This is a genomic window from Clostridium sp. CM027 (assembly GCF_024730565.1).
GTDB classification, from domain to species: domain Bacteria; phylum Bacillota; class Clostridia; order Clostridiales; family Clostridiaceae; genus Clostridium_AD; species Clostridium_AD estertheticum_B.
Map to the genome: position 1 here is coordinate 1,621,196 of NZ_CP077725.1, position 13,565 is coordinate 1,634,760.

9 protein-coding genes are annotated in these 13,565 nt (G+C 34.4%); all 9 read right to left on the reverse strand.

Going from position 1 to position 13,565, the window contains the following annotated elements:
• Positions 1-83: 83 nt before the first annotated feature.
• Positions 84-1,994, reverse strand: coding sequence for a family 20 glycosylhydrolase (locus KTC92_RS07805; RefSeq protein WP_216302889.1), 1,911 nt, complete (start codon positions 1,992-1,994; stop codon positions 84-86).
• A gap of 168 nt (positions 1,995-2,162) precedes the next feature.
• Positions 2,163-4,154, reverse strand: a complete 1,992-nt coding sequence (locus KTC92_RS07810) for a glycosyl hydrolase family 18 protein (RefSeq protein ID WP_220286485.1) — start codon at positions 4,152-4,154, stop codon at positions 2,163-2,165.
• Positions 4,155-4,357: 203 nt separating this feature from the next.
• Positions 4,358-6,553 (reverse strand): glycosyl hydrolase family 18 protein, encoded by a 2,196-nt coding sequence (locus KTC92_RS07815; RefSeq protein ID WP_258280744.1) that lies wholly within the window; start codon positions 6,551-6,553, stop codon positions 4,358-4,360.
• Positions 6,554-6,893: 340 nt separating this feature from the next.
• The gene (gndA, locus tag KTC92_RS07820; protein WP_220286486.1) at positions 6,894-8,309 is read right to left on the reverse strand and encodes an NADP-dependent phosphogluconate dehydrogenase; all 1,416 of its coding nucleotides are present in this window, start codon (positions 8,307-8,309) and stop codon (positions 6,894-6,896) included.
• A 62-nt stretch (positions 8,310-8,371) separates the two neighbouring features.
• A complete protein-coding gene (locus tag KTC92_RS07825) occupies positions 8,372-9,691 on the reverse strand; it encodes a gluconate:H+ symporter (RefSeq protein WP_220286487.1) in 1,320 nt (439 codons plus the stop codon).
• Positions 9,692-9,705: 14 nt separating this feature from the next.
• Entirely contained in the window at positions 9,706-11,229 is a 1,524-nt protein-coding gene (gene gntK / locus KTC92_RS07830) for a gluconokinase (RefSeq protein WP_220286488.1), read from the reverse strand.
• Between the two features lie 183 nt (positions 11,230-11,412).
• Positions 11,413-12,261, reverse strand: a complete 849-nt coding sequence (locus KTC92_RS07835) for a MurR/RpiR family transcriptional regulator (protein ID WP_220286489.1) — start codon at positions 12,259-12,261, stop codon at positions 11,413-11,415.
• A gap of 107 nt (positions 12,262-12,368) precedes the next feature.
• Positions 12,369-12,860, reverse strand: a complete 492-nt coding sequence (locus KTC92_RS07840; protein WP_220286490.1) for a dCMP deaminase family protein — start codon at positions 12,858-12,860, stop codon at positions 12,369-12,371.
• A 46-nt stretch (positions 12,861-12,906) separates the two neighbouring features.
• Positions 12,907-13,542, reverse strand: a complete 636-nt coding sequence (locus KTC92_RS07845) for a phosphoribosyltransferase (protein WP_258280745.1) — start codon at positions 13,540-13,542, stop codon at positions 12,907-12,909.
• Between the last annotated feature and the right edge of the window lie 23 nt (positions 13,543-13,565).

The following is a 13,565-nucleotide window of genomic DNA, read 5'->3' on the forward strand; positions in this document are numbered from 1 at the left end:
TTATATAATAAAAGCTGTGAAATTAATTTCACAGCTTTTATTATATGATTTTTGAAGAATCATCGCTCTGTTTGAATCTATCATCAACTGTGTAACTTTGTATCGTATTTTCGCAGGATGGAGCAGATTTGCCAAACAAATTCTTTTATTCGATACAATTCACTCTCGCGACTGACAGTCCTCCACTCCGTACAGTAATCCATCAGCCAATATTCTAGCTTACTAGCCAATTCATAAGGAGTATCCAGTGGCTGTACATCCTGAGCATACTCACGCTTTTTAATTATCAGCGTCAACTCCTGCATAAGTGCTACACCACGAGCAGCAAGGTAATACTCTAGCATTTCTTCTTGGCGTTCTGCATATGAACCACTATCATTTTGTTTAAGGAAATTTATGATTTCGCTGCATTTGGTAACTGCACCCTTAAGCTGATTCTCTGAAACCAACATCATTTCATTTTTAGCTTTTTCATATAGCGAGGTTCCACGATCATTGTAGGTCTGGTTGTACACCTTATAATCCCTGAAAAATGCCATATCGTTAAAAGTAATTATATCTTGACGAGAAAGTTCACGTAACAGCCCTACCAGATTTTTCCCGCGATCTTCATATTCAACCAGTGAAATAGCCTTGTCTATGGTGCTAAAATCCCTGTCGTCCTCAACGTTCCAACCCTGTGCTGCGCCATAAATCATGCAGGGAATGGCAAGCGCCGGCATATTAATATGTCCACAATCTCCCCAGTCTGTATTCAAAAATCCCACCGCATGATACTGATTACCTAACTTTGCCATCTCTCTTATATTAGTAAAACTCATGTCATATGCATTCACCAACCTACTGTAACCTGATACACTAGGACATACATATTGCTTCAAACCGATATCTGCAAAAATTTTAACAACTTCTTCCTTAGCACCATAATTGTAATACCAGTTAAGGCAAGTAACTTGCGAATTAAGTTTACCCATCTGTTCGTGATGATTCTGCAGAATATCACCCCAAATCATTACCTTTTTTCCCTTACTTTGAAGATATTCCACTAACCTATTCACATAAGAAAGATACATCTCTCCGTAAACCATTCCCTTTGCCATAGGAGCACTCTTCCCCTTACCCAAATCAAATGTTTCATCGCAACAAATGTTTATTTTATCACTGCGAAACAATGGCATGTATTGGTCAAGAATTCCTGTGATAAGAGCAAAACTATCGGGGTCAGACACATTAATGATATGGTATCTCATACGGTTATACCAAGTAAATGCCTCACCCTGACCGGTATTCATTTCTCTGTATTTACCAAAGCTCTCTGAACGGAGTAAATCATACAAATGTCCAAATGATGCTATGCAAGGTACCAGTTCAATGCCTCTTTTATTGCAGTAAGAATCTAGTTCCAAAATTTCTTCCGGAGTAAAAGGATCAGTCTGCGACCAAATTTCCTCAAATCCATCTAGTCGTAAACAGTTTTCCATATACAGTTGAAGTTGATTGATTTTATACAAGGACAACCGATCAACCAGCACTTTCAGACTGTTCATAGTAGGCACCCTTCCGCGGCTAACATCAAGCATATATCCTCTGTTTGAATAAGATGGTTCATCTTCAATATCTGTGCATCCAATTTCCGCACGTGATATCTTACATAGCTGAATTAGCGTAGCTACTCCATACAGGAATCCGCGGCTTGAACAGGCGGTAATTGTAATTTTATTTGATCTCACACTCAGCATATAAGCTTCTTTTCTTGTATCTATATTGTCATATTGAAAGCAAATGCAGTTTTCATAAAGATCCCCTGCACTCCGTAACACTTTTTTAATAGGAAGCGTAATTGCGATAACCTTTTTAATTTCCTGCTGTAACATCTTCGCCGTTTCCAAATCGTTATCATCCAATGCCACATCTAACACAATGGCAGTATTGTGGCCTATCAAAAATAATCCTTCGCGTTCTATGACTTTCCGTGGCAATGGGATCAAATACATGCCGATTCCCCCTTCTTATATTATAATCTTTTGTATTCAAATTATTAAAATATAAAAAAATATATATATACTATTATATACATATATAACTTTAATGTGATAATTGCGAACATGTATTATATTTGTGAACCTCTCCCCTAAATCAAAGATTATAGAGGGATTTTGTGACTATTTACCATTTGATACAGTATAGTTTAATGCATCAGATACTGTAGCACCTGCATCATTAACAAGTTCTGCCTTATACACATAGGTTCCTCCTGCTTTTCCTTTAAATGATACGGAATCCGTTTGGGCATTTGAACCATTTACTACTAATGGTTTCGTTGAAATTAGTACTCCATTCTCATATAGCCTCCAAGAAGTACCATTTTCTCCCCACCACATGTTCATAATTATTTTATAATCTGAACTACTATCCCAGTTATCTTGAGTTAAGCTTGGTTTAGCTGGCAATTTGCCTACTACTTTTGGAACGGTTACTGATACTTTATTTGATATAAGTGATGATGTTCCATCGGTTACTACTACTGTATAACCATAAGTACCTGGTGCCTTATCTGTACTATCATATACTATTGTTTGTATTGTAGCTTGTCCTGCTACTAATTTACCCGTTGTTAACTGCTTCGTACCTTCCATTACAGCATATGAAGTTGCGGTATTATTAGTTGGAACTATCGCTGTTAGTTTATATGCTCCATCGCTTACCGCTCCAGCTGTTAAAGTTGCTGCTTGTAGTTTATTTACTACTTCCGACAGCACTATTACAGTTACTTGATTTGATGTAATTGTTTTTGTTCCATCAGAAAGTTCTATTGTGTAATCATACGTTCCGGGTTTTTTATTAGCAACTTGCTGCGTTAATGTTACTTCTGAAGTTTGAGGCGTTATTTTACCACTTGTAATTACTCCTATATTATCTATAAATTTATAAGAACTAGCAGTATTATATCCTGGTACTTCAGCCATCAATGTAAAGCTACCATTAGCTACTGCACTTGATGAAATAATTGCTTCCTTTAATGAATAAACTGGGTTAACTATTTCGTCAAAATATGCACGATAATTAGTTGAAAACTCATAATTACTTTTAGCATCCCAATTGACTGACCAAGACATTAAACCTCGAAATCCTGGATAGCCCTTTGCGTTTGAAATTTTATATTTACCCCCAAAAGGAATTCCTTTCATTATATAATCTAATGCCTTTTTCATTTCTGTAGGATTTATGTATCCACCGCTCGGAGCTGCTAATGAGCATGCTGGCAATCCTATCATCACTTGTTCTTCTCTTAATGCTGGAAATACATTACTAGAATTCCCGCCTATTGGAAATCCGTGAAGTAACATATCTGCCATAGCTACTTCATAGTCAGCTGTACCTTGATTATAATTTAAACCATCCATTCCAGCTCCACTACCAGCATTGTAATGTTGCACATGAATATAAGTTAATTTATCTTTTACACCATAAATAATTGGCAAGTAAGCACCCCATATGTTTCCATAAGAACTATAACCACCTTGAACGTATGCAGTTTCAGGCGCCATACTTAATATAAAATTAGGACCATAATAATCTGAAATAGTTCTTAATCCCGTAATAAGATTTACAATTTGTGGTGTGCTTGGATTTTTAAAGTCAGTATCTCCAGCATTCATCGAAATGCCTGACTCTAGATCAACATCAACTCCATCAAAACCATATTTATCTATTACGGCCTCCACAGAATTAATAAATTTTTGTTTTGCAGTAGCATCTGGTACTAGCACTACGCCATTTTGTCCACCTATTGAAAGTACAACTTTCTTTCCCTTGCTTTGCAAATATGCGATGTCAGACTTAAACTCCGCCTCTGTGCCATAGCAAGGCGAAAACTCAACTACAGCCCGATCTATATTTGTTTCACCAAAAGATATATTTAAAACATCCCATTTAGTTGAAACATCTCTAAGTTTAACAATCCCTGTTCCATTATCAAAGTTATGCCAATACCCTACAAGTAGTTTTGAACCAGAGATTGGTTTTACTACAGGCACTATTACTGACTTAATTTCTTTAATCGTTTTAGCCTCTACATTTGACGTTATCCCTATAGCTATGACCACCATTAGTGCCGCTATAGTTATACATGAAATAATTTTAGTTCCTTTCATTAATAACCCTCCTAACATATTTTGTAATTAGTTGTCTTAGTGGGATTCAAGTGGACCCGATTATTAATAGAAAAGAGACTGCCTTTTTTATTGTTTTTAAGACAGTCCCATTAATAATTATACTGTTTTTGTTGTCATAAATCCGCTACTGTACTTTATGATATAGCTGCTAATCTTAAGTAATATCCTAGATTGACTACTTACTATTTTACAGTATAGTTGAATTCATCAGATACTGTAGCACCTGCATCATTAACAAGCTCTGCCTTATACACATAAGTTCCTCTTGCTTTCCCTTTAAATGATACGGAATCTGTTTGGGCGTTTAAGACACTTGCTACTAATGGTTTCGTTGAAATTAGTACTCCATTCTCATATAGCCTCCAAGAAGTACCATTCTCTCCCCACCACATGTTCATAATTATTTTATACTCAGCACTACCATCCCAGTTATCTTGAGTTAAGCTTGGTTTAGCTGGCAATTTGCCAACTACTTTTGGAACGGTTACTGATACTTTATTTGATATAAGTGATGATGTTCCATTGGTTACTACTACTGTATAATCATAAGTACCTGGTACCTTATCTGTACTATCATATACTATTGTTTGTGTTGTAGTTTGTCCTGCTACTAATTTACCCGTTGTTAACTGCTTCGTACCTTCCATTACAGCATATGAAGTTGCGGTATTATTAGCTGGGACTATTGCTGTTAGTTTATATGCCCCATCGCTTACTGCTCCCGCTGTTAAAGTTGCTCCTTGTAGTTTATTTACTACTGGTGGTAGCACTATTACAGTTACTTGATTTGATGTAATGCTTTTGGTTCCGTCGGAAAGTTCTACTGTGTAATCATACGTTCCTGGTCCCTTACCTGTACTATCATATACTATTGTTTGTGTTGTAGTTTGTCCTGCTACTAATGTACCATTTGTTATAGTCTTCGCACCTTCCATTATTGTATATGAAGTTGCTGTATTGTTAGTTGGGACTATTGCTGTTAGTTTATATGCTCCATTGCTTACCGCTCCTGATGTTAAAGTTGCTGCTTGTAGTTTATTTACTACAGGGGTACTCATTTTATTCCATGCTATGGTTGTCATTGGAGATCCTTTTGATAAATCATCATCAGAAGCATCCCAAATAAATACTCCACCATAGCCATTGGCATTTACATAATCACATCTATCATTTAATGTCTTTTCATCTTCATAAGTTAGAAATTCACCCTTTGATGCATTATATAAATATACTGCATTTGCTTTCGTATCATAGTATTTATTCCAACCTGGGGTAGTTTCTAGTTGCTTTAATATAAACCATGGCTCTTGTCCACCTGGTGAGGATGGATTATCCAAAGATCCCACAGAAGCTCCAGTTGCACTTTGATATAACCCATCTCCATTTGGTCCTGGTTTAACACCTTTCCAACCTCTTGAATATAATGGTGATCCCATATTAAGCTTTGATGGAGAAATTTTATAAATATCTCTATAAGCCTTCATTGCATAATCTGAATTATATTTATTCTTCAAATCTGTTGGGGTTGTACCTGATGGATCCTCAGGGTTAACATATAATGCTGCCTGATGATTCGTAGTTAGTTCCCATGCACCATGAATGTCATAAGTCATAACATTCATGTAATCAAGATATTGTTCATATTTAGATGGTTCTACTAATGCCATCTTATCATAGCCTGCTCCAGCTGCTACAGTTAACATTTTACCTGATAATCCATTTGCATTGTATGCATCCCTTATATCTTTCAATAGTAATGTATAGTTGACTTTATCCTCTGGCCCACCTGGACATCCTTTATCGTATTGATCATTTGGTTCTGCCTTTCTATCTACACCTGGATATTCCCAATCTATATCGATACCATCTATAAATGGATACTGCTTTAAAAATTCAACAACACTATCTGTAAATACTTTTCTAGTTTCTGACGTCATAGCCATTGCATGAAAATTTTCTCCTCGTGTCCAACCACCAACAGAAATAAGTATCTTCTTATCTGGATATATGCCTTTATAATACTTATACTCTCCTAAACATCCTTTTAGTGGAGAATCCCACCCTCCTGAATGCTCCATCGTCTTCTCATAGTCCGCATAAGTATCTATTGAAGTGATTTTAAAATCTTTATTTATTGAGAAAAATGAATGATTAATTACATTAACTTTTGTCCATGGTATATCCTTCGGTTCCATTGATTGATGAGCAGAGTTGTACATTGCCCAATTAGGGAAATATGTAACTACATTCTTGTGAGCCATTTCTGTTACCGGCTTAATTTCTTTAATCGTTTCAGCTTTCACATTTGTTGTTATCCCTACAGCTATGACCATCAGTGCTGCCATAGTTATACATGAAATAATTTTAGTTCCTTTCATTAATAATCCCCCTTATATAATTAGATTGCCATACCAAAATAAAATAACCATAAAAGTTAAACTAACTAATTGTGCTAAAAAATTGCAATACTTTTTTCGACATTTTTATCCTTCATATGCTTATTTTGTAAACTTCCATATTCATTTTTACATATTTGGATAGCTTTGTCAATATAATTACTTTAAATCCCTATTCCAGAGTGTTATGTTGAGAATTTAGTTGAAAACTCTTGTAAAATGTAATATACTAGCATGCGAAATATTTTTAAACATATTCATTATATCTTTTTAACAACAAAAACCTGCAGTCTAAAATATAAACTACAGGTTTTGATATTTATTATTTAGTTTCACTTACCCATTCATGATGGAATGTCCCTTCTTTATCAACTCTTTCAAATGTATGGGCACCAAAATAATCTCTCTGTGCCTGAAGTAAATTTGCTGGGAGATTTGCGCTTCTATAACTATCATAATACATTATTGCACTAGAAAACCCCGGAACTGGCACACCTAAATTTACAGCTGTGGATACTACAAATCGCCAATCCTTTTGATAACTACTAAGGATATTTTTGAAATAAGAATCTAACATTAGATTTTTAATATTAGCATCATTTTCATAGGCAACGTTAATCTTGTTAAGGAACTGAGCGCGAATAATACACCCACCTCTAAATATTTTAGCAATTTCGCCATATTTAAGGTCCCAGTTATATTCTACTGCTGCAGCTTTCATAAGCGCGAATCCCTGTGCATATGAACATATTTTACTTGTATAAAGAGCTCTTCTTACTGATTCTATAAACTCATTTATATCCCCTTCAAATAATTCATCTGGTCCTTTTAATATATTACTTGCCAACACTCGTTCATCTTTTACTTTCGAAACGCAACGTGCAAAAACAGCCTCTGTTATTGTAGGTATTGGCAGTGCTAGATCTAGAGCACTTTGACTAGTCCATTTCCCGGTTCCCTTTTGACCTGCTTTATCTAGAATAATATCAACCATGTGCTTTCCGGACTCATTATCCTTTTGTGCAAATATTTCACTAGTTATCTCCATTAAATAACTATTGAGCTCACCTTTATTCCACTGCGCAAACACATCATGAATTTTATCATTAGAAAGTCCAAGAACTCCTTTTAAAAGCGCATAAGCTTCACAAATAAGCTGCATATCTGCATACTCTATGCCATTATGAACCATCTTTACATAATGTCCTGACCCATTTGCTCCAATGTAAGTACAACACGATTCTCCATCTACTTTTGCAGATATAGCTGTTAAAATTGGTTCTACTATTTTATAAGCATCAATCTGACCTCCTGGCATAATTGCTGGGCCTTTTAAAGCTCCTTCTTCTCCGCCTGAAACTCCTGCTCCTATAAATTTAAAACCCAACTCTTCAAGTTTTTTACTTCTACGTATTGTGTCCATAAAAAATGAATTTCCACCATCAATTACTATGTCACCCTTTGATATATATGGTATTAATTCTTCTATTGCCTCATCCACTGGACTTCCTGCTTTAATCATAATCAATATTTTTCTCGGAATTTCAATAGAGTTCACAAACTCTTCTATAGAGTATGTGCCCACAATTTTTTTTTCTTTCGCCTCTATCAATAACTCATCAGTGGCAATTTTACTTCGATCATAAACTGAAACAGATAGCCCTCTGCTTTCAACGTTCATTGCCAAATTTTTACCCATTACACCAACGCCTATAACTCCAAATTGCTGTTTATCCATAATCTAAATTCCTCCCTTTAAAAACTTATTAAGTAGAAGAACGGCTTCTCCTATATAAAACTTTAATATACAATCATATTTAGTAATAGAACCATAACTAAGCCAACTACAGAGATTATAGTTTCTAATACTGTCCAGGATTTTAATGTTTCTGGTATTGATAGATTAAAATATTCTTTAAACATCCAAAACCCAGGATCATTAACATGTGAAAATATTAAGCTTCCTGCACCTGTAGCTAATACCATAAGTTCTGGACTAGCACCTGTTGCTACAATTAATGGTCCAACTATACCTGCTGCTGTAAGCCCAGCCACTGTCGCAGATCCTAATGCTATTCTCAGGATTGCTGCAATTAACCATGCAAGTAATAGTGGTGACATGCTTGATCCTTTCATAATTAGGGCAACATAGTCTGCAACTCCACTATCTACTAAAACCTGTTTGAAGGCTCCGCCTCCACCTATTATTAATAGTATCATAGCTATTCCCGCTATAGATTCAGTTACAGTTTTCATCACTTCAGGCATTTTTTTGCCTCTGTTTAGTCCAAAAGTGAATATAGCTAAAAGTACAGCTAAAAGTAATGCTATTACTGGATCACCTAAGAATGTAGTATAACTTAATATAGGTGATGTTTTTGGTAAACAGATAGTAGCAACAGCTCTTGTTGCCATAAGTATTACTGGCACTAAAGCCGTAAATACACTTACTCCAAAACTAGGCATTTCTTCTTCCGTAAATATCTTAGGGTTAAATAATCCTTTTGGTATATCATGTTCCATATGCCTTAAGAACTTCGTAAGTACAGGACCAGCAAGAATTACCGCAGGTATAGAAACCACAATACCATAAAGCAATGTCTTACCTAAATCCGCTTTATAAATAGCTGCTATAGCTGTAGGACCTGGATGTGGTGGTAAAAATCCATGAGTGGCTGAAAGAGCTGCTGCCATTGGAACTCCTATATATAAAAGTGGGATATCAGCAGATATTGCAATTGTAAATACTAGCGGTATTAAAAGTACAAACCCTATTTCATAAAATAAAGCCATACCAACTATAAATCCTGTTATTACAACTGCCAATTGTATTCTCTTTTTCCCAAACTTATCAATTAATGTAAGTGCTATTCTTTGAGCTCCACCACTGTCTGCCATTAGCTTACCAAGCATAGCACCAAATCCAAGTACTAATGCAAGTGTACCTAATGTACCACCAACACCCTTTGTAATAGAAGTTACAACATCAGGCAATGGCATGCCTTCCAAAATACCAACTGATAGTGCCACAATAATTAATGACAAGAAACCATTTAATTTAAAAGCTATCATTAGAACTAATAATAACACAACTCCTAAAGCAACAATTAACAATGGCATAATAAAATCCCCCTTTATTTTTGTAATAACCCAATACTTACAAACTCGTCTTTTAATTTTACGTACAATCTTTCATAGATTTCGAAAGTTTTCATGTAAACATCATGATTTTTTATATTTGGTTTAAATGTCTGAGAAATAGGGACTAACTTTTCTACCTCTTCGATATTATTTATAAGTCCTATTGCCTTCATACCAAGTACTACCGCTCCCAAACATGAACTTTCATAGCTTTCTGCTATTACTACTTTTTTATTAAATACATCTGCTAACATTTGAACCCAAAGCTCAGATCTAACAAAGCCTCCAGTAGCATAAATTGTATCAATATTACCAGTTGTCTCCTCTAAAGCTTTTCCAACACTATAAACACCAAATATCACGCCTTCCAGAAGTGCTCTTAGGAAGTGTTCCCTTTTATGTGTAATGTTTATCCCAAAGAAAACACCCTTTGAGTTTGCATCCCAATGCGGCGCTCTCTCTCCAAGAAGATAAGGCAAAAATATCAAACCATTTGCTCCTGCCGGTACCTTAGATGCTTCCTTTGTTAATAATTCATAAGTATCAACACCTAAATCCTTAGCTTGAGTAAGTTCTAAATGCGAAAAATTATCCCTGAACCATCTAAAAATAATCCCTCCATTATTAACAGGTCCTCCAAGAACAAAATGATCTTCAGTAAGGATATAACTAAAAATCCTTTCACTCTCATCATTTTTGGGTTTATCTGCTATTATTCTTATAGCTCCACTGGTTCCGATTGTAACTGCGGCATCTCCAGGTTTTACAGCATTGGCGCCAAGGTTAGCAAGGCAGCCGTCGCTTCCCCCAATAACAAATGCTGTTTCTCTGTCAATTCCCATTAAATCTGCATATTTTTTATCCATACCTTTAAATACTTGCGTTGGTGATACTGGCGAGGATAACTTTTCCTCACTTATACCTGCAACTTCTAATGAATTTTTATTCCATTGAAGTTCATAAATATCAAACAAACCTGTAGCAGATGCAATTGAATAATCCACAACATATTTATGAAATAGTTTAAAGAAAACATATTCTTTAATTGAAATAAACTTACTTGTATTTTTAAATACTTCCTTCATATTGTCTTTCATCCATGCCAGTTTACAAAGTGGTGACATTGGATGAATGGGGGTGCCCGTTTTCATATAAATTTCATGACCTATTTTGCTATCTTTTATACTCTGCGAATATTCTGTGCTTCTGGTATCTGCCCAAATAATACAATCGGTTAATTTCTCTCCATTTTCATTTACAGCAATTATACCGTGCATAGCAGCGCTGAAACTAACACCAAGAAGTTTATTTCCTTTGTTAGTGTTTTCATTTACTACGCATTTAATGGAATTAATAACTGCCTCAAACATCTCCTCAGGACATTGCTCACTCCAAGAAGGTTTAGGGTTTAAAATAGGATAACCTATATTGCATTTTGAAATTACATTTCCCTTCAAATTAAATGCAATTGCTTTAGTACTACTTGTTCCAATATCTAGTCCAATTAAATACTCCATAATATCCCCCTTTGAAATAATTTTTCTTTTTTCTCTTAAATAACTGTATAATTGCTATCTCCTGAAAATTATTCTCTTTCTAATTATTATATTATAATGTAAAGGTTTAATCAAGTATTTTTTGAAAATATTTTTCATTATAGCGCAAAAAAATACACTCCTGTCGAGTGTATGAAAATTATTTTAGTATCTCTTATTTGCTATACCTTCCCTTATCTGCCCTAAAACCTTATAATAATTATCTTTATCCTTTAGACAAGTACCAACAAACATACAATCTATAAGTGATAATGCACTAATCCTTGACTCCATAGCCTCACTTCTTGATAGATTTTCTTTACCATAAGATACGAGAACCACATCTGATACCTTTAATATGGGAGATTTATAATTTGAAGTTATAGCTATAATTTTCACTCCTTTTTCCTTTGCAATTCTCAAATTTTCTACTAATTCTATATTACTTCCGGTATTTGAAATAGCTATTATACAGTCATTTTTATCATACATGGAGCTTACCATAGCTTGAAAATGTGAATCGTCATGAAATATACAGTACTTCCCTGTTCTCATAAACTTATGATATGCATCAAGAGCTATTGCGGCCGATCCACCCATGCCAAAGAAAGCTACTCTTTTTGCATTATGAATATACCCTATAGCTTTATCTAATTCCTTACTGTCGTTTATTCTTAAAGTTTCATTTAGAGAACTTATTGTGGAATTAAATATCTTTTGCATTAAAACCAAGGTATCATCATTCTCTTTTATTTCCTCATGTATATTCAGAATAGGTTTTACAATTTCACTAGCAATACTTATCTTTAAATCCTGATATCCTTTAAATCCTAATTTTTTACTAAGTCTAAATACCGTAGCTTCCCCACATTTACAATTTTCAGCTAGCTCAGTTATAGATGAATGGATAATATCCTTTGGATTTTTAAGTATGTATTCTCCAACTCTTTTTTCCGTTCCTTTAAGTTCTGAATATATATTTCTTAATCTTTCTATACCACCTATGTCATTCATAATATTACCACCTAACAGTATTTTTGACTTTATTTTAACATTAAAATACAAAAAACGCTATTGTACCCTTTTGAAGTACAGAACATTAATATTCTGTACTTTGCTTATTATTTTGTGTCGTTAAATGATATTTCAATTTTGTTTAATTTAGGTTTTAGTTGAGTTAATTTTACCCCAGCAGCATTAAGCATTCTTTTTGAAGCCTTAACAATATCAGTTTCAGAATATTTATCACTTAAATAGACTACTTCTTTTATTCCACATTGAATTATAGCTTTAGCACACTCATTACAAGGAAATAATGCAACAAAAATTATAGCTCCCTCTAAGGATACTCCCCTATTGTTTAATATTGCATTTAATTCTGCATGAACTACAAATGGATATTTTGTTTCAAGAAGTTCTCCTTCTCTTTCCCAAGGGAATTCGTCATCCGAACAACCAAAAGCAAACCCATTATATCCAACAGAAATAACTCTATTATTGGCACTGACAATACAAGCCCCAACTTGTGTTTGTGGGTCCTTGCTTCTTTTAGCAGATAACAATGCTAGTCCCATAAAATATTCATCCCACGAAATGTAATTTTGTTTTTTCATTATTAAACACCTCCATATCTACCAAAACAAGCTTATACTCCATAAACTAACCCCTCAATTCATTCATAATTTTAAATACTTCTTCATCTGTAACTTGCTTAAAATCAATATAATATGAACCTACTGCATAAAATTGTTCTGGTATATATATGCATATTACCTCATCTACAAGTTCTTTAAATTCTTCAATAACTTCCATAGGACCTACAGGAATAGCTAGAATAATTTTTTTAGCTCCTTGCTTTTTAACAGATTTTATTACAGCCAGGATAGTAAATCCCGTAGCAATCCCATCATCAATAATTATAACTGTTTTATCTTTAACCTCAGGAAATGTATCCTTTCCACGGTACTCTTTCATTCTTCTTTTAATTTCTTTTGTTTGCTCTAAAACTTCCTTCTCGATATACTCTTGTGATATACCAATCATTTTCACGTAATGATTATTTATAAAATAACTACCATCCACAGACACTGCACCTATTGCAAACTCCTTGTTATGTGGTGCACCTATTTTTCTTGGAATAATCAAATCCCATTTAAACCCAAACCTTTTTACTGTATCATAAGCTATTTCGAGTCCACCTCTTGGCACCGCAAGTACAATTACATCTTCATCTTTAAATTTTTCAAGACTATCAGTTAGCTTTTCCCCTGCATCTTTTCTGTTTAAAAACATCATTCTAATGCACCACACCTTTTAAC

Excerpts from the sequence above, each read along its gene's own strand:
- KTC92_RS07835 (WP_220286489.1), bottom strand. The coding sequence starts at position 12,261 with ATGAATGACATAGGTGGTATAGAAAGATTAAGAAATATATATTCAGAA.
- gndA (WP_220286486.1), bottom strand. The coding sequence starts at position 8,309 with ATGGATAAACAGCAATTTGGAGTTATAGGCGTTGGTGTAATGGGTAAA.
- KTC92_RS07815 (WP_258280744.1), bottom strand. The coding sequence starts at position 6,553 with ATGAAAGGAACTAAAATTATTTCATGTATAACTATGGCAGCACTGATG.
- KTC92_RS07840 (WP_220286490.1), bottom strand. The coding sequence starts at position 12,860 with ATGAAAAAACAAAATTACATTTCGTGGGATGAATATTTTATGGGACTA.
- KTC92_RS07810 (WP_220286485.1), bottom strand. The coding sequence starts at position 4,154 with ATGAAAGGAACTAAAATTATTTCATGTATAACTATAGCGGCACTAATG.
- KTC92_RS07805 (WP_216302889.1), bottom strand. The coding sequence starts at position 1,994 with ATGTATTTGATCCCATTGCCACGGAAAGTCATAGAACGCGAAGGATTA.
- gntK (WP_220286488.1), bottom strand. The coding sequence starts at position 11,229 with ATGGAGTATTTAATTGGACTAGATATTGGAACAAGTAGTACTAAAGCA.
- KTC92_RS07825 (WP_220286487.1), bottom strand. The coding sequence starts at position 9,691 with ATGCCATTGTTAATTGTTGCTTTAGGAGTTGTGTTATTATTAGTTCTA.
- KTC92_RS07845 (WP_258280745.1), bottom strand. The coding sequence starts at position 13,542 with ATGATGTTTTTAAACAGAAAAGATGCAGGGGAAAAGCTAACTGATAGT.